Consider the following 16,651-nt stretch of genomic DNA (forward strand, 5'->3'; position numbering starts at 1 on the left):
TTTTTCGTTCGGGAAGGTGATTCCGGAAGGGGAATGCGATGAGCGACGTGAATGATGCGGGTGACGAGTTCGAGTACGAGACCCCCACCATTCCCGCCCGGACGGCATTCCGCCGTTTCTGGCCGCTGACCAAGGGGCTCAGAAAATGGCTGCTCGTCGTCTGGCTGTGCACGGTGCTCGCCGCGCTCGCCGAGACCGAGGCCATCCTGCTGTTCGGCGACCTCACCGACCACGCCCTGGAGAAGGGCTCGCTGACCGCGTTCTGGGCGTCGGCCCTGAAGTGGCTGGGCATCGCCGTCGTCGGCGCGCTCGTCGCGTACGCCGGCAACTCCCTGGCCGCGTGGGCCACCGAACGCTTCGTGATGCGGCTGCGCGAGCATGTCTTCGACCACGTCCAGCAACTGCCGCCGCACTTCTTCCAGCGCCACCGCCAGGGCGATCTGCTCGCCCGGCTGACCAGCGACGTCGAGGCCATCGAGACGATGGTGGTCTCCGGCCTGATCGGCGCCGCCTCGGCCGCGTTCTCCGCCCTCTTCTACGCCGCCGCCGCGTTCTGGCTGCGCTGGGACCTCGCCGCCGCCACCTTCGTCCTCGCGCCTCTGTTCTGGCTGGCCGCGCGCCGCTTCTCCGGTTCCATCAAGGACGTCTCCCGCGAGGGCCGGGTCGCCGACGGCGCGATCACCTCCGTGGTCGAGGAGTCCCTCGGCAACATCGTGCTCACCCAGGCCTACGACCGCCGGGACGCCGAACGCCGTCGGCTGAGCGAGGAGGCGAACGCCTGGTTCCGCGCCTCGGTCCGCTCCACCCGGCTCAACGAGGCCTACGAGCAGCTCGTGCAGGTCATCGAGACGGTGTGCGTGCTCGCGGTGATCGGCATCGGCGCCTGGGAGATCTCCACCGGCCGGATGACCCTCGGCCAGCTCCTCGCCTTCGCCGCCTTCCTCGGCTACCTCTACCCGCCCGTGCGCGGCCTCGCCCAGCTCGGCCTCACCGTCACCGCCGCGACGGCCGGCGCCGAGCGGCTCATCGAGATCCTGGACGTCAGCCCCTCGGTCACCGACCCGAGCCGCCCTGCGCACACCGGACGCCCGGACGGAACGGTCGAGGTCCGCGATGTCGCCTTCACCTACCCGGGCGCCGAGAGAACCGCCCTCGAAGGCCTCTCCTTCACGGTCAGCCCCGGCGACCTGGTGATCGTCACCGGCCCGAGCGGCGCCGGAAAGTCCACGGTCTCCAAACTCCTGCTCCGCTTCTACGACCCCGACGCCGGCGAGGTCCTGCTGGACGGCGTCCCCCTCCGGGACTTCCCCCTGGCCCGCCTCCGCGAGTACGTCACCCTGCTCCCGCAGGAGACCCTCGTCCTGCACGACACGGTCCGCGCCAACATCGCCTGCGGCCGCCCCGGCGCCAGCGACCAGGCCATCGAGGAGGCGGCCAGAGCGGCCGACGCCCACGACTTCATCGTCCGCCTCCCCGACGGCTACGACACCCGGGTCGACCCCAACTCGGCCCGCCTGTCCGGCGGCCAGCTCCAGCGCCTGGCCATCGCCCGCGCCATCCTGCGCGACGCCCCCGTCCTGGTCCTGGACGAGCCGACGACCGGCCTGGACGCGATGGCCGCGCGCAGGGTCGTCAAGCCCCTGCGCCGCCTGATGGCGGGCCGTACGACGATCATGATCACCCACGACCTCAACCTCGCCCCTGACGCCGACCGCATCCTGGTCGTGGACCGGGGCCGCGTCGTCGAAACCGGCCGCCACGAGGAACTCCTGGCCAGGGGCGGCGCCTATGCCCGCCTCCACCGCTCGCAGAACAACGCGGTGATGGACACGGGCGAACTGCGCATGCCGCTGTGGGAGGAGGCGTCGGCACAGCCGCAGCCGCAGGCGTACGACCATGCCGCCCACGTCCCGGCACAGACATGGGTGGCGCCCCAGCCGGCCTACGAGCCCTACGGCACTGTGCCGTCGTACCTCCCCGACGGCCGCCCCCTGTTCCGAGGCGAGGAGGTCTGGCGGCAAGGCATCTGATCCCCGGTGCCGCAGCAGGGCGTCCCACCATCCGGGACAGCCCCTTAAAGGGTTCACGCTCCTGTCGAAGTCTATTACCCTGGACCTGGTAGTACATCGCGATGGACGTACTCGATCAAGCCCAGGACTGCCCGTGACCACCGCCCCCAGCACCCCCAGTACCTCTGGTACCTCCGGCACCGCCATGCCTGCCCCGGCGGCCCCAGCCGGGGCACCCCGCCGTTTCGGCTCACTCGGCCCGGTCGGCCTGGTGCTGGCCGGCGGCATCTCGGTCCAGTTCGGCGGTGCGCTCGCGGTGACGCTGATGCCGAGGGCGGGCGCGCTGGGTGTCGTCACCCTGCGCCTGCTGGCGGCGGCGATCGTCCTCCTCGTGGTCTGCCGTCCCCGGCTGCGCGGCCACTCGCGTGCCGACTGGGGCACGGTGCTCGCGTTCGGCATCGCCATGGGCGCGATGAACGGCCTCTTCTACGAGGCGGTCGCCCGCATCCCGCTGGGCCCGGCGGTCACCCTTGAGGTCCTCGGCCCGCTCACCCTGTCCGTCCTGGCCTCCCGGCGGGCGATCAACGCGGTGTGGGCGGGCCTGGCCCTGCTCGGCGTGTTCCTGCTGGGCGGCGGCGGCTTCAGCGACCTGGACCCCATCGGTGTCGGATTCGCCCTGGGTGCCGGCGCCATGTGGGCGGTCTACATCCTTTTCAGCGCCCGTACGGGCCGCCGCTTCCCCCAGGCGGACGGCCTGGCCCTCGCCATGGCGGTGGCGGCACTCCTCTTCCTCCCCCTGGGCATCACCTCGGCGGGCACTCGCCTGCTGAACCCCACCACCGTCGCCCTCGGTTCGGCGGTGGCCCTGCTCTCCTCGGTCCTGCCCTACACCCTCGAACTCCTGGCCCTGCGCCGCCTCCCCGCCTCCACCTTCGCGATCCTGATGAGCCTGGAACCGGCGATCGCGGCAACAGCGGGCTTCCTGATCCTCGGCCAGTCCCTGTCGTGGACGGAGACAGCCGCCATCACTCTGGTCATCGCGGCCAGCATCGGTGCGGTGCGGACTCAGGTGGGGCGGGGCAAGGCCCGCGTGGAGCCGACACCGGAGGTCTGACGCCATGGGCCGCTCATGCGGCCCGTCGAGTCCCGTCGAGTGAGGTGCCGAGTGAGGCACCGCCTTGCCCGGCCGCTCGCCACAAATTCATGCAAGCATGCTTGATTGTTTATGCCTCCGCTGCCATGCTCGCCCCATGTCCGAGCCGACGCCCGTCTTCGACGACCTGCGTGAGGAAAGCGACCAACTCGACGGCATCGCCGCCGGGTTGAGCGAGGAACAGTGGGCGGGGAGCACCCCCGCGCCGCGCTGGACCGTCGCCCATCAGATCGCCCACCTGCACTGGACGGACCGGGCCGCGCTGCTCGCCGTCACGGATCAGGGCGGCTTCCGTGAGCTGGCCGAGAAGGCGCTCGCGGCGCCCGGCACCTTCGTGGACGAGGGCGCCGACGAGGGCGCCCGGCTCCGGCCCGCCGAGCTGCTCGCCCGATGGCGGGAGGGGCGCGCCGCACTCCAGGAGGCCCTGCGCGCGGCACCCACCGGCACGCGCTTTCCCTGGTTCGGTCCACCCATGTCGGCCGCCTCCATGGCCACCGGCCGCCTTATGGAGACCTGGGCCCACGGCCAGGACGTCGCCGACGCGCTCGGTGTGGTGCGCACACCCACGGACCGGCTCCGGCATGTGGTCCGCATCGGGGTGCGGGCCCGCGACTTCGCCCACACCGTCCACGGCCTCACCCCGCCCGCCGAGGAGTTCCGCGTCGAACTGACGGCACCCTCCGGCGCGTCGTGGACCTACGGCCCCGAAGCCGCCCCCCAGCGCGTCACCGGCCCCGCCCTCGACTTCTGCCTCCTCGTCACCCAACGCGCCCACCGCGCCGACCTCGCCCTGACCGCCACGGGCCCGGACGCCGACCGCTGGCTCGACATCGCCCAGGCCTTCGCGGGCCCGCCCGGCGCCGGCCGCCCGCCGAAGGGGGCCGCGCGGTGAGCGCCCCGCACACCCCGCCCACCCCACGCACCCCGCCCACCCCGCACCCCCTGCGCATAGGCAACTTCTCCGGCTTCTACGGCGACCGCTTCGACGCCCTGCGCGAGATGCTCACCGGCGGCGAACTCGACGTCCTCACCGGCGACTACCTCGCCGAGCTCACCATGCTGATCCTCGCCCGCGACCGGCTGAAGGACCCCTCCGCCGGCTACGCCCGCACCTTCCTGCGCCAGCTGGAGGACTGCCTCGGGCTCGCCCACGAGCGGCACGTCAAGATCGTCACCAACGCCGGCGGGCTGAATCCGGCCGGACTCGCCACCGCCGTACGGGAGCTGGCGGAACGGCTCGGCATCCCGGTCCGTGTCGCGCACGTCGAGGGCGACGACCTCGCCGCCGCCCTCCCCCAAGCTCTCGACTTCGCTCGACCAGGGGGGACCCCCATCGGCACCCTCGCCGCCCACGCCTACCTCGGCGGCTTCGGCATCGCCGCATGCCTGCGGGCCGGCGCGGACATCGTCGTCACCGGGCGGGTGACGGACGCGGCCCTGGTCACCGGGCCCGCCGCCGCGCACTTCGGCTGGCAGCCGGGGGAGTACGACCGACTCGCGGGTGCCGTCGTCGCCGGACATGTGCTGGAGTGCGGCACCCAGGCCACCGGCGGCAACTACGCCTTCTTCCAGGAGGGGGACGTACGCCGGCCCGGGTTCCCGCTCGCCGAGGTCCACGCCGACGGCAGCAGCGTCGTCACCAAGCACCCCGGCACCGGCGGCCTGGTCGACGTCGGCACGGTCACCGCGCAGCTGCTGTACGAGACGGGTGGCGGCCGGTACGCCGGGCCCGACGTCACCGCCCGCCTGGACACCGTACGGCTGAGCCAGGACGGGCCGGACCGGGTGCGCATCGAGGGGGTGCGCGGCGAGGCGCCGCCGCCGACGCTCAAGGTCGGGCTCAACCGGCTCGGCGGCTTCCGCAACGAGGTCGGCTTCGTCCTCACCGGACTCGACATCGAGGCCAAGGCCGAACTCGTGCGGGCCCAGTTGGCCGACGCCCTGGCCAAGTCACCGCCCGCCGAGGCCCGTTGGGAGCTGGTGCGGACCGACCGGGCCGACGCCGGCACCGAGGAGACCGCCAGCGCCCTGCTGCGGCTCGTCGTACGGGACCCGGACGAACGGGTCGTCGGGCGGGCGCTGGGCGCGGCCGCCGTGGAGCTGGCGCTGGCCAGCTACCCGGGCTTCCATGTGCTCTCGCCACCCGGGAAGGGCTTCCCTTACGGGGTCTTCGAGGATGTGTACGTCCCCCATGGCGCCGTAGACCACATGGCGGTCCTCTCCGACGGACGCCGTATCCCTGTGGCGCCGCCCCAGGACACCCAGCCCCTGGCTCCCGTACCGGAACCGGCCCTCCCGGACCCGCTCCCCGCCGGACCGACCCGGCGCGCACCCCTCGGGCTGGTCGCCGGGGCCCGCAGCGGGGACAAGGGCGGGAACGCCAACGTCGGCGTCTGGGCCCGTACCGACGACGCCTGGCGGTGGCTCGCGCACGAACTGACCGCCGACCGGTTCCGGCGGCTGATCCCCGAGAGCGCGGAGCTGCCCGTCACCCGGCATCTGCTGCCGAACCTCCGCGCGGTCAACTTCGTCGTCGAGGGCATCCTCGGCGCCGGCGTCGCCGCGCAGGCCCGCTTCGACCCGCAGGCCAAGGCCCTCGGCGAATGGCTGCGCTCCCGCCACCTGGACATCCCGGAGGCCTTGCTGTGACCACCCTGACCTCGGCCCTGGACCCTGGCAGCCCCGACCACCGCGCCCACCGCGAGGCCATGCTCGCCAAGCTCGCCGAACTCGACGCCGAGCACGCCAAGGCGCTCGCCGGCGGAGGCGAGAAGTATGTCCGACGGCACCGCGAGCGCGGCAAGTTGCTCGCCCGGGAGCGGATCGAGCTGCTCCTCGACCCCGACACGCCCTTCCTGGAGCTGTCCCCGCTGGCCGGCTGGGGGAGCGACTATGCGGTCGGCGCCTCGCTCGTCACCGGGATCGGGGTGGTCGAGGGCGTGGAGTGCCTGATCACCGCCAACGACCCGACCGTGCGCGGCGGCGCGAGCAACCCCTGGAGCCTGAAGAAGGCCCTGCGCGCCAACGACATCGCGCTCGCCAACCGGCTGCCCTGCATCAGCCTGGTCGAGTCGGGCGGGGCCGACCTGCCGTCGCAGAAGGAGATCTTCATCCCCGGCGGCGCCATCTTCCGCGACCTCACCCGGCTGTCCGCCGCCGGCATCCCGACCATCGCGGTCGTCTTCGGCAACTCCACCGCCGGCGGCGCCTACGTCCCCGGCATGTCCGACCACGTGATCATGGTCAAGGAGCGGGCGAAGGTGTTCCTCGGCGGGCCGCCGCTGGTGAAGATGGCCACCGGCGAGGAGAGCGACGACGAGTCCCTCGGCGGCGCCGAGATGCACGCGCGCGTGTCGGGCCTCGCCGACCACTTCGCCGTCGACGAGCCGGACGCGCTGCGCCAGGCCCGCCGCGTGGTCGCCCGCCTCAACCACCGCAAGGCCCATCCCGATCCCCCCTTCGCAGAGCCACCCAAATACGACAACGAGGAGCTGCTCGGGATCGTTCCCAGCGACCTCAAGACCCCCTTCGACCCGCGCGAGGTCATCGCCCGGATCGTGGACGCCTCCGACTTCGACGAGTTCAAGCCGCTGTACGGGACCAGTCTGGTGACCGGCTGGGCAGACCTGCACGGCTATCCGGTGGGCATCCTCGCGAACGCCCAAGGGGTCCTCTTCAGCGCCGAGTCGCAGAAGGCCGCCCAGTTCATCCAGCTCGCCAACCAGCGTGACATCCCGCTGCTCTTCCTGCACAACACCACCGGCTACATGGTCGGCAGGGAGTACGAGCAGGGCGGGATCATCAAGCACGGCGCGATGATGATCAACGCCGTCAGCAACAGCCGGGTCCCGCACCTGTCCGTGCTGATGGGCGCGTCGTACGGCGCCGGGCACTACGGCATGTGCGGGCGCGCCTACGACCCCCGCTTCCTGTTCGCCTGGCCCAGCGCCAAGTCCGCCGTCATGGGCCCGCAGCAGCTGGCGGGCGTGCTGTCGATCGTCGCCCGGCAGTCGGCGGCGGCGAAGGGGCAGCCGTACGACGAGGACGCGGACGCGGCGCTGCGCGCCATGGTGGAGCAGCAGATCGAGTCCGAGTCGCTGCCGATGTTCCTGTCCGGGCGGCTGTACGACGACGGCGTCATCGACCCGCGCGACACCCGCACCGTCCTCGGCCTGTGCCTGTCCGCGATCCACACCGCGCCCTACGAGGGCGCACGCGGCGGCTTCGGCGTCTTCCGGATGTGAGGCATCACGTGATTACGACACTGCTCGTCGCCAACCGGGGCGAGATCGCCTGCCGGATCGTCCGCACCTGCCGTGAGGCGGGGATCCGGACGGTCGCCGTGCATTCGGACGCCGACGAAAACGCCCTCCACGCGCGCGTGGCCGACACGGCGGTACGGCTGCCGGGCGCGGCGCCCGCCGAGACGTATCTGCGCGGCGACCTGATCGTGAAGGCCGCGCTGGCCACCGGCGCGGACGCCGTGCACCCCGGCTACGGCTTCCTCTCCGAGAACGCAGACTTCGCGCGCGCGGTCCTCGACGCCGGCCTGACCTGGATCGGCCCGTCCCCCGAGGCCATCGAGGCGATGGCGTCCAAGACGCGGGCGAAGGAGCTGATGGGGCTCGCGCCCCTCGACGCGGCCGACGTCACGCAGGCCGATCTGCCGGTCCTGGTGAAGGCGGCCGCGGGCGGCGGCGGGCGTGGGATGCGGATCGTGCGCCGCCTGGAGGAGCTGAGCACCGCACTGGAGGGCGCGCGCGCCGAGGCCGCGAGCGCCTTCGGTGACGGCGAGGTCTTCGTGGAGCCGTACCTGGAGCACGGCCGCCATGTCGAGGTGCAGATCCTCGCCGACACCCACGGCACCGTCTGGCCACTCGGCACGCGCGACTGCTCGCTCCAGCGCCGGCACCAGAAGGTCATCGAGGAGGCCCCGGCGCCCGGCCTCTCCGAGGGGCTCGCGGAGGAGTTGCGCACGCTGGCCGTACGCGCCGCGCGCTCCGTGTCGTACGTGGGCGCGGGCACCGTCGAGTTCCTCGTCGCCGACGGCCGCGCGCACTTCCTGGAGATGAACACCCGCCTCCAGGTCGAACACCCGGTGACGGAGGAGGTGTTCGGCCTCGACCTGGTCGCCGAGCAACTCCGCATCGCCGAGGGCCGGGCACTGCCGAAAGACCCCCCACGCGCGCGTGGGCACGCGATCGAGGCCCGCCTGTACGCCGAGGACCCCGCGCGCGACTGGACCCCGCAGACCGGCACCCTGCACCGGCTCGCCGTACCGGCCGGCGTCCGCCTGGACACCGGCTACAGCGACGGCGACACCATCGGCGTGCACTACGACCCGATGCTCGCCAAGGTCGTCGCCCACGCCCCCACGCGCGCGGAGGCGCTCCGCAAACTCGCGGGCGCCCTCGACAGCGCCGTGATCCACGGCCCCGCCACCAACCGTGACCTGCTGGTCCGCTCCCTGCGCCACGAGGAGTTCACCGGCGCCCGCATGGACACCGGCTTCTACGCCCGCCACCTCGCCGCCCTCACCTCACCCGCCCCCGACCCGTACGCCCCCCTGGCGGCCGCCCTGGCCGACGCCCACGGCCGCTCCCGCTTCGGCGGCTGGCGCAATCTGCCCTCGCGGCCGCAGGTCAAGCGGTACGAGATGGCGGGCGAGGAGCACGAGGTCCACTACACGCACACGCGTGACGGCCTCACAGCGGAGGGCGTGCGGATCGTGCACGCGGGCGCGCGCGTGGTCGTCCTCGAAGTGGACGGCGTCCAACGCCGGTTCGAGGTCTCCGCGTACGGCAACCAGGTCCATGTCAACGCCACCCGTCTCACCGCCCTCCCCCGCTTCGCCGACCCCACGGCCCACCTGGCCCCAGGCTCCCTGCTCGCCCCCATGCCGGGCACGGTCGTCCGCATCGCCGAGGGCCTGACGGAAGGGGCGCCCGTCCAGGCCGGACAGCCGCTGATCTGGCTGGAAGCGATGAAGATGCAGCACCAGATCTCGGCACCGGCGGCGGGCACGCTGACCGCCCTCCCGGTGACCGCCGGACAGCAAGTGGAGCCAGGAACGCTGCTGGCCGTAGTCGAGGAACCCTCTTCCTAGGAGCCCCATGACGTCCGTCGCCGCATCCGAAGAACACAAGGCCCTACGTGCCGCGGTAGCCGCCCTCGGCACGCGTTACGGCCGCGACTACCTCGCCCGCACGGTCGCCGAAGGCAAACCCCCCGCCGAACTCTGGTCCGACGCCGGCAAACTCGGCTACCTCGGCGTCAACCTCCCGGAGCAGTACGGCGGCGGGGGCGGCGGCATCACCGAACTCTCCATCGTCCTGGAGGAGCTGGGCGCCGCAGGCTCCCCCCTCCTCATGCTCGTCGTCTCCCCGGCCATCTGCGGCACCGTGATCGCCCGCTTCGGCACCGAGGCCCAGAAACAGGCGTGGCTCCCCGGAATCGCCGACGGCACCCGTCTCATGGCCTTCGGCATCACCGAACCCGACGCCGGCTCCAACAGCCACCGCATCACCACCACGGCCCGCCGCGACGGCACCGACTGGCTCCTCACCGGCCGCAAGGTCTTCATCTCCGGTGTCGACATGGCCGACGCCGTCCTGATCGTCGGCCGCACCGAGGACGCCCGTACCGGACGTCTCAAGCCCTGCCTGTTCATCGTCCCGACGGACGCCGAAGGCTTCCACAAGCGCCCGATCGACATGGAACTGAACGCGGCGGAGAAGCAGTTCGAGCTGGTCCTGGACGACGTACGACTGCCCGCCGAGGCGCTCGTCGGCGACGAGGACGCGGGCCTCCTGCAGCTGTTCGCGGGCCTCAACCCCGAGCGGATCATGACGGCCGCCTTCGCGATCGGCATGGGCCGGTACGCCCTCGCAAAGGCCGTCGAGTACGCCCGCGACCGCACCGTCTGGAAGACCCCCATCGGCGCCCACCAGGCCATCGCCCATCCCCTGGCACAGGCGCACATCGACCTGGAACTGGCCCGGCTGATGATGCAGAAGGCGGCCCGTCTCTACGACGCCGGCGACGACATGGGCGCGGGCGAGGCCGCCAACATGGCCAAGTACGCGGCCGGTGAGGCCTGTGTGAAGGCCGTCGACCAGGCCGTGCACACCCTCGGCGGCAACGGCCTCACGCGCGAGTTCGGCCTCGCCTCGCTGATAACGGCCGCGCGCGTGGCTCGTATCGCCCCGGTGAGCCGGGAGATGATTCTCAACTACGTCTCCCATCAGACGCTCGGTCTGCCCAAGTCGTACTGAACCGGGTCGTACTGAGCCGCCGCATCCGCCTGGAGGAACCGTGTTCCGCAGCGAGTACGCAGACGTCCCGCCCGTAGAACTCCCCATCCACGAGGCCGTCCTGGGCCACGCGGCCCGCTTCGGCGAGCAGCCAGCCCTGATCGACGGCACGGACGGCACCACGCTCACGTACGCGCAGCTGGACCGGTTCCACCGGCGCATCGCCGCCGGTCTCGCCGACGCGGGCGTCCGCAAGGGCGATGTCCTCGCCCTGCACAGCCCCAACACGATCGCGTTCCCGACCGCCTTCTACGCGGCCACGCGCGCGGGTGCCTCCGTCACCACGGTGCACCCGCTCGCCACGCCCGAGGAGTTCGCCAAACAGCTCCGCGACAGCGGCGCCCGCTGGATCGTCACCATCTCACCGCTGCTGGGCACGGCCCGCCGGGCCGCCGAACTCTCGGGCGGCATACGGGAGATCTTCGTCTGCGACAGCGCGAGCGGGCACCGGTCCCTGATCGACATGCTCGCGTCCACCGCCCCCGAGCCCCGGCCCGGCATAGACCCGGCCGAGGACGTAGCGGCGCTGCCGTACTCCTCAGGTACCACCGGCATCCCCAAGGGCGTGATGCTCACCCACCGGCAGATCGCCACCAACCTCGCCCAGCTGGAGCCCGCCGTCCCGGCCACCCCCGGCGACCGCATCCTCGCCGTCCTGCCGTTCTTCCACATCTACGGCCTCACCGCCCTGATGAACGCGCCGCTGCGCAAGGGCGCCACGGTCGTCGTGCTGCCCCGCTTCGAGCTGGAGACATTCCTCGCGGCCGTCCAGAACCACCGCATCACCGGCCTGTACGTCGCCCCGCCGATCGTCCTCGCCCTCGCCAAGCACCCCGCGGTCGCCGACTACGACCTGTCCTCGCTGAAGTACGTCATCAGCGCCGCCGCCCCGCTGGACGCGCACCTCGCGCGCGCGTGCGCCGAGCGGCTCGGCCTGCCCCCGATCGGCCAGGCCTACGGCATGACGGAACTGTCACCGGGTTCGCACGTCGTCCCGCTCGCCCGGCTGCACGACGCGCCCGCCGGCACGGTCGGCCGCCTCATCGCCGGCACCGAGATGCGGATCGTCTCCCTGGACGACCCCGGCAAGGACCTCGGCACCGGCGAGGCGGGCGAGATCCTGATCCGCGGCCCCCAGGTGATGCGGGGCTACCTCGGCCGCCCCGACGCCACCACCGCCATGATCGACACCGACGGCTGGCTGCACACCGGAGACGTCGGGCACGTCGACGCCGACGGCTGGCTGTACGTCGTGGACCGGGTGAAGGAGCTGATCAAGTACAAGGGCTTCCAGGTGGCCCCCGCCGAACTGGAGGCGCTGCTCCTGACCCACCCCGGCATCGCCGACGCCGCCGTCATCGGCTCCTACAACGACGACGGCAACGAGATCCCGCACGCCTTCGTCGTCCGCCGGGCCGAGGCCGCCGAGGAGCTGACGGAGAACGAGATCATGCTGTACGTCGCCGAACGGGTCGCGCCCTACAAGCGCGTCCGCCGGATCACCTTCATCGACACCGTCCCGCGCGCGGCCTCCGGCAAGATCCTGCGCCGCGAGCTCAGGGACCTCAGGGAGCACCCGTGAGCTCACCGATCGGCCGCACGCGCGCGCGTGGCGTCGAGACCCTCAGCCTCGACGCCACCGGCACCCGCAACGCGCTCTCCGCCGCCCTCGTCTCCGGCCTCGCGAGCGCGCTGGCCGACTGCGCCGCGGACGAGGACGTACGGGCCGTCGTCCTCACCCACACCGGAAACACCTTCAGCGCGGGCGCCGACCTGCGCGACCCGCCGCACCCCGACGCGCTGGTGGGCCTGCTCCGGCAGATCGTCGAGCTGCCCAGACCGGTCGTCGCCCGGGTCACCGGCCACGTCCGCGCGGGCGGCCTCGGCCTGCTCGCGGCCTGCGACATCGCCGCCGCGTCCCGCACGGCCACCTTCGCCTTCACCGAGGTCCGCATCGGGGTCGCCCCCGCGGTGATCTCCCTGCCGGTGATCCCGCGCACCGACCCCCGCGCTCTGGCCCGCTACTACCTCACCGGCGAACGCTTCGACCCGGCCGAGGCCGTACGCCTGGGCCTGCTGACCACGACGGCGGACGACGTGGACGAGGCACTTGCCCCGATCCTCGACGGCCTGCGCCGCTCCTCGCCGCACGCCCTGGCCGAGACGAAACGGCTGCTCACGGCTAGGGTGCTGGAGACATTCGACCGGGACGCGGCGGAGCTGACCGGGCTCTCGGCCCGGCTGTTCGCCTCCGGCCCGGCCCGGGAGGGGATGACGGCCTTCCTGGAGAAGCGGGACGCGGCGTGGGTGGTGTGACCGGATGAGCATGACGGCGGAGCAGAACCCCGCGCCCAGGGAACGCGACCGCGCGCCCAAACAGGACCGCAGCCGGGCCACCCGGCAGCGGCTCCTGGAGGCGGCCGTGGCCTGCCTGGCCGAGCACGGCTGGGCGGGCTCCACCGTCGCTGTTGTCGCCGAACGCGCCGGCGTCTCCCGGGGCGCCGCCCAGCACCACTTCCCGACCCGCGAGGACCTGTTCACCGCGGCCGTCGAGTACGTCGCCGAGGAGCGCTCCACCGCGCTGCGGGACCTCTTCCCGGACGGCCCCGCCGACCGCCGGGCCGTCGTCGCGGCGCTCGTCGGCCTCTACACCGGCCCGCTCTTCCGCGCCGCCCTGCACCTGTGGGTCGCCGCCTCCAACGAGGACCAGCTCCGCGCGCGCGTGACCGAACTGGAGGCCCGCGTCGGCCGTGAGAGCCACCGCATCGCCGTGGAACTCCTCGGCGCCGACGAGTCCCGCCCCGGCGTCCGCGAGACCGTCCAGGGCCTGCTCGACATGGCCCGCGGCCTCGGCCTCGCCAACCTCCTCACCGACGACACCGCCCGCCGCGAACGGGTCGTCGCCCAGTGGGCCGAACTGCTGGAACAGGCGCTCGGCTGAGCCGTTGTCAGTGGCGGCGGCTACGGTTCTGGCATGGGGGACACGTTTCAGACGATCGTCGATCTCGACGCCACCGCCGCCGAGGCGCCGCGCCTCGCCGGGCGCGTGCTCGACCTGCTCGTGGCGGAGGGCATCGTGCTGGCCGAGCGCGCCGACCGCTCCTTCGGACACCACCTGCCCGGCCCGCGCTGGGACCGCGCGGTCGATCCGGGGGACGCCCGCTGGAAGCCGACCGACGGCCTGACCGTGATCACCGGGCGCACGGTCTTCCACGGCGGCCAGGGCGAGGCCGACTGGGCCCGCTGCCCGCGCTGTACGGCCACGATCCGCCTGTACACCGAGGAGTACGACCGGATCGACGCGGCCTGGGAGCCGTACGGGAGGGCGATGGACCGCTGGGACGAGACCGGCGAGGCCGACGTCGACTGCCCCGCCTGCGCCACCGCCGTCCCCCTGCCCGAGTGGACCTGGGCCTGGGACTACTTCGCCTTCGGACACCTGGGTTTCGAGTTCTGGAACTGGCCGGAGTTCACCGAGGAGTTCGGCACGCTGATAGCCGACGCGCTGGACGGACACCGTACGGTGCGCGTGTGGGGAAAGTTCTGAGCCAGTGAGGCGGGCCACACCCGTATCCGGCGCGGCGCAGTACCCTTGCCGCATGCTTCCGATGCTCGTCCGCCGCCGCCACGTGGACTACGTGCGCGTCACGAGCATGGGCTGTCGGCGCCACTCCGCCTGACCAGCCCCTTCTCCTCTCTTCTTTCCCTTCGTGGCACCCGGGGCCGCCTCACCCTCGGCGGCTGCCCATGCCCCCGTACACCCTGCGGACGCACCCATGACCTCGCTCACCGTGACGGCGACTCCGTCGTACGACCAGCTCCCGATCATCGACCTGTCGGCCGTCGACCGCGGCCCCCAGGCCCGTGCCCTGCTCCACGCCCAGCTGCACAGTGCCGCCCACGACGTCGGCTTCTTCCAGCTCGTCGGGCACGGCGTGACCCGGGCCGAGACCGACGCGCTGCTCACCGCCATGCGCGCCTTCTTCGCCCTCCCCGAGGCCGACCGGCTCGCCCTCGACAACGTGAACTCCCCGCACTTCCGCGGCTACACCCGCACCGGCGACGAGCGCACCGCCGGCGCCCGCGACTGGCGCGACCAGCTCGACATCGGCGCCGAACGCCCCGCCCGCGTCCCCGGCCCCGACGAGCCGCCGTACTGGTGGCTCCAGGGCCCCAACCAGTGGCCGGCCACCCTGCCCGAGCTGCGCACGGCGGCCCTGGCCTGGATCGACCGGCTGAGCGCGGTCGCCGACCGCCTCCTGCGTGAACTGCTGACGGCGATCGGCGCCCCGGCCGACTTCTACGCCCCGGTCTTCGGCGCGCACGCCCACCCGCACCTCAAGCTCGTCCGCTACCCCGGCAGCGCGGGCGACGGCACCGACCAGGGCGTCGGCGCCCACAAGGACTACGGCTTCCTGACCCTGCTCCTGCAGGACACGGTCGGCGGCCTCCAAGTCCAGCGCGAAGACGGCCTCTTCCACGACGTCCCGCCGGTCGAGGGCGCCTTCGTGGTCAACCTCGGCGAACTCCTGGAAGTGGCGACCAACGGCTACCTCCTGGCCACCAACCACCGCGTGGTCAGCCCGCCCGGAGCGACGGAACGCTTCTCGGTCCCGTTCTTCTACAACCCCCGACTGGACGCCCGCATAGACCCGTTGCCGTTCCCGCACGCCGCGCAGGCCCCGGGCGTCACGACGGATCCGTCGAACCCGTTGTACGCCGAGTACGGCTACAACGAGTTGAAGGGCAAGCTGAGGGCACATCCGCTGGTGGCGGAGCGGCACCACGGCCACCTGTTGACACCGGCGGCGTGAACTCCCCAGGGGCGCGGGGCCGCATCGATGTGCGGCTCCGCCGCGATGGGGGTACCTCCCTGCTCGAACGAAGTCGAGAGTTTGGGGGAGCGACCAGCCACCATGGCGCCGCAGTCGCCCGCGCTCCTCAGACACCCCTCTCAGTGGGCGATATCCGCAAACCCCTCCACGTCCCGCGGACGACGCGGACCGGGCCCCACATACCGCGCAGAAGGCCGCACCAGCCGCCCCGTCCGCTTCTGCTCAAGAATGTGTGCCGACCACCCAGCAGTCCGCGCGCACGTGAACATCGACGTGAACATGTGGGCCGGCACCTCAGCGAAGTCCAGCATGATCGCGGCCCAGAACTCGACGTTGGTCGCCAGCACACGATCCGGCCGCCGATTGTGCAGCTCCTCCAGCGCGGCCTTCTCCAGCGCCTCCGCGATCTCGAACCGCGGCGCCCCCAACTCCCGCGCCGTACGCCGCAGTACGCGCGCCCGCGGATCCTCGGCCCGGTACACCCGGTGCCCGAACCCCATCAACCGCTCACCGCGGTCCAGCGCCTGCTTGACGTACGCCTCCGCGTCCCCGGTTCGCTCGATCTCCTCGATCATCCCGAGCACCCGCGACGGCGCACCCCCGTGCAGCGGCCCGGACATCGCGCCGACGGCACCGGAGAGCGCGGCGGCGACATCCGCGCCGGTCGAGGCGATCACGCGCGCGGTGAACGTCGACGCGTTCATGCCGTGCTCGGCCGCGGAGGTCCAGTACGCGTCGACGGCCGCGACATGCTTCGGGTCCGGCTCGCCCCGCCAGCGGATCATGAACCGCTCGACCACGGACTGCGCCTTGTCGATCTCCCGCTGCGGCACCATCGGCAGCGACTGCCCGCGCGCGGACTGGGCGACGTACGACAGCGCCATCACGGCGGCCCGCGCGAGATCGTCCCGCGCCTGCCGCTCGTCGATGTCGAGCAGCGGCTTCAGCCCCCACACCGGGGCGAGCATGGCGAGCGCCGACTGCACGTCGACCCGGATGTCACCGGAGTGCACCGGGATCGGGAACGGCTCGGCGGGCGGCAGACCGGGATTGAAGGCGCCGTCGACCAGCAGCCCCCACACGTTCCCGAACGAGACGTGTCCGACCAGGTCCTCGATGTCGACGCCCCGGTAGCGCAGGGCGCCGCCCTCCTTGTCCGGTTCGGCGATCTCCGTCTCGAACGCGACGACTCCTTCGAGTCCGGGTACAAAATCGGACATCAGGCGGCTCCTCGTGATGTGTCGGGCGGTGTCACCCCGGTAATGCCCGGATCGGCGGGCCGTCACCCAACCGCGGCGGAAGCAGCACGATATCCCTCAGTGCCAGGTATCGGGAGCCTGA

General features: G+C 72.4%; 13 protein-coding genes. 12 read left to right on the top strand and 1 reads right to left on the bottom strand.

Annotation, left to right across the window (positions count from 1 at the left end; genetic code table 11):
- The first annotated feature begins 38 nt into the window (after nt 1-38).
- The 12 genes from O1G22_RS23460 to O1G22_RS23515 all read left to right on the top strand — a co-directional run bounded on the left by O1G22_RS23460 (nt 39) and on the right by O1G22_RS23515 (nt 15,289).
- Complete coding sequence (locus tag O1G22_RS23460; protein ID WP_270083113.1) at nt 39-2,030, top strand: ABC transporter ATP-binding protein; 1,992 nt, start codon at nt 39-41, stop codon at nt 2,028-2,030.
- 184 nt (nt 2,031-2,214) lie between these two features.
- Nucleotides 2,215-3,123, top strand: a complete 909-nt coding sequence (locus O1G22_RS23465) for an EamA family transporter (RefSeq protein WP_270086507.1) — start codon at nt 2,215-2,217, stop codon at nt 3,121-3,123.
- 136 nt (nt 3,124-3,259) lie between these two features.
- Nucleotides 3,260-4,054: a TIGR03084 family metal-binding protein gene (locus O1G22_RS23470; protein ID WP_270083114.1), complete on the top strand. Its 795-nt coding sequence runs from the start codon at nt 3,260-3,262 to the stop codon at nt 4,052-4,054.
- Nucleotides 4,051-5,811, top strand: coding sequence for an acyclic terpene utilization AtuA family protein (locus O1G22_RS23475; RefSeq protein ID WP_270083115.1), 1,761 nt, complete (start codon nt 4,051-4,053; stop codon nt 5,809-5,811). Before O1G22_RS23470 ends, O1G22_RS23475 begins: the two co-directional genes overlap by 4 nt.
- Nucleotides 5,808-7,406 (top strand): acyl-CoA carboxylase subunit beta, encoded by a 1,599-nt coding sequence (locus O1G22_RS23480; RefSeq protein WP_270083116.1) that lies wholly within the window; start codon nt 5,808-5,810, stop codon nt 7,404-7,406. The genes O1G22_RS23475 and O1G22_RS23480 overlap by 4 nt, the downstream gene beginning before the upstream one ends.
- 8 nt (nt 7,407-7,414) lie before the next feature.
- Entirely contained in the window at nt 7,415-9,268 is a 1,854-nt protein-coding gene (locus O1G22_RS23485; protein WP_270083117.1) for an acetyl/propionyl/methylcrotonyl-CoA carboxylase subunit alpha, read from the top strand.
- 7 nt (nt 9,269-9,275) lie between these two features.
- Nucleotides 9,276-10,436: an acyl-CoA dehydrogenase family protein gene (locus O1G22_RS23490; RefSeq protein ID WP_270083118.1), complete on the top strand. Its 1,161-nt coding sequence runs from the start codon at nt 9,276-9,278 to the stop codon at nt 10,434-10,436.
- 40 nt (nt 10,437-10,476) lie between these two features.
- A complete protein-coding gene (locus O1G22_RS23495) occupies nt 10,477-12,057 on the top strand; it encodes a 4-coumarate--CoA ligase family protein (protein ID WP_270083119.1) in 1,581 nt (526 codons plus the stop codon).
- Nucleotides 12,054-12,791, top strand: coding sequence for an enoyl-CoA hydratase family protein (locus O1G22_RS23500; RefSeq protein WP_270083120.1), 738 nt, complete (start codon nt 12,054-12,056; stop codon nt 12,789-12,791). Before O1G22_RS23495 ends, O1G22_RS23500 begins: the two co-directional genes overlap by 4 nt.
- A gap of 10 nt (nt 12,792-12,801) precedes the next feature.
- Nucleotides 12,802-13,416, top strand: coding sequence for a TetR/AcrR family transcriptional regulator (locus tag O1G22_RS23505; RefSeq protein ID WP_270086508.1), 615 nt, complete (start codon nt 12,802-12,804; stop codon nt 13,414-13,416).
- Between the two features lie 33 nt (nt 13,417-13,449).
- Nucleotides 13,450-14,022, top strand: coding sequence for a hypothetical protein (locus O1G22_RS23510; protein WP_270083121.1), 573 nt, complete (start codon nt 13,450-13,452; stop codon nt 14,020-14,022).
- A gap of 229 nt (nt 14,023-14,251) precedes the next feature.
- Entirely contained in the window at nt 14,252-15,289 is a 1,038-nt protein-coding gene (locus tag O1G22_RS23515; RefSeq protein WP_270083122.1) for an isopenicillin N synthase family dioxygenase, read from the top strand.
- A 140-nt stretch (nt 15,290-15,429) separates the two neighbouring features.
- On the opposite strand, the gene O1G22_RS23520 is transcribed toward O1G22_RS23515, so the two are convergent.
- Nucleotides 15,430-16,530: a citrate synthase 2 gene (locus O1G22_RS23520; protein WP_270083123.1), complete on the bottom strand. Its 1,101-nt coding sequence runs from the start codon at nt 16,528-16,530 to the stop codon at nt 15,430-15,432.
- Nucleotides 16,531-16,651 lie beyond the last annotated feature (121 nt).

Source organism: Streptomyces camelliae (assembly GCF_027625935.1).
In the GTDB taxonomy this organism is placed as follows: domain Bacteria; phylum Actinomycetota; class Actinomycetes; order Streptomycetales; family Streptomycetaceae; genus Streptomyces; species Streptomyces camelliae.

What these genes read in the sequence shown, in the direction of transcription:
- O1G22_RS23505 (WP_270086508.1), top strand. Translation starts at nt 12,802, where the DNA reads ATGACGGCGGAGCAGAACCCCGCGCCCAGGGAACGCGACCGCGCGCCC.
- O1G22_RS23515 (WP_270083122.1), top strand. Translation starts at nt 14,252, where the DNA reads ATGACCTCGCTCACCGTGACGGCGACTCCGTCGTACGACCAGCTCCCG.
- O1G22_RS23460 (WP_270083113.1), top strand. Translation starts at nt 39, where the DNA reads ATGAGCGACGTGAATGATGCGGGTGACGAGTTCGAGTACGAGACCCCC.
- O1G22_RS23520 (WP_270083123.1), bottom strand. Translation starts at nt 16,530, where the DNA reads ATGTCCGATTTTGTACCCGGACTCGAAGGAGTCGTCGCGTTCGAGACG.
- O1G22_RS23465 (WP_270086507.1), top strand. Translation starts at nt 2,215, where the DNA reads ATGCCTGCCCCGGCGGCCCCAGCCGGGGCACCCCGCCGTTTCGGCTCA.
- O1G22_RS23510 (WP_270083121.1), top strand. Translation starts at nt 13,450, where the DNA reads ATGGGGGACACGTTTCAGACGATCGTCGATCTCGACGCCACCGCCGCC.
- O1G22_RS23470 (WP_270083114.1), top strand. Translation starts at nt 3,260, where the DNA reads ATGTCCGAGCCGACGCCCGTCTTCGACGACCTGCGTGAGGAAAGCGAC.
- O1G22_RS23490 (WP_270083118.1), top strand. Translation starts at nt 9,276, where the DNA reads ATGACGTCCGTCGCCGCATCCGAAGAACACAAGGCCCTACGTGCCGCG.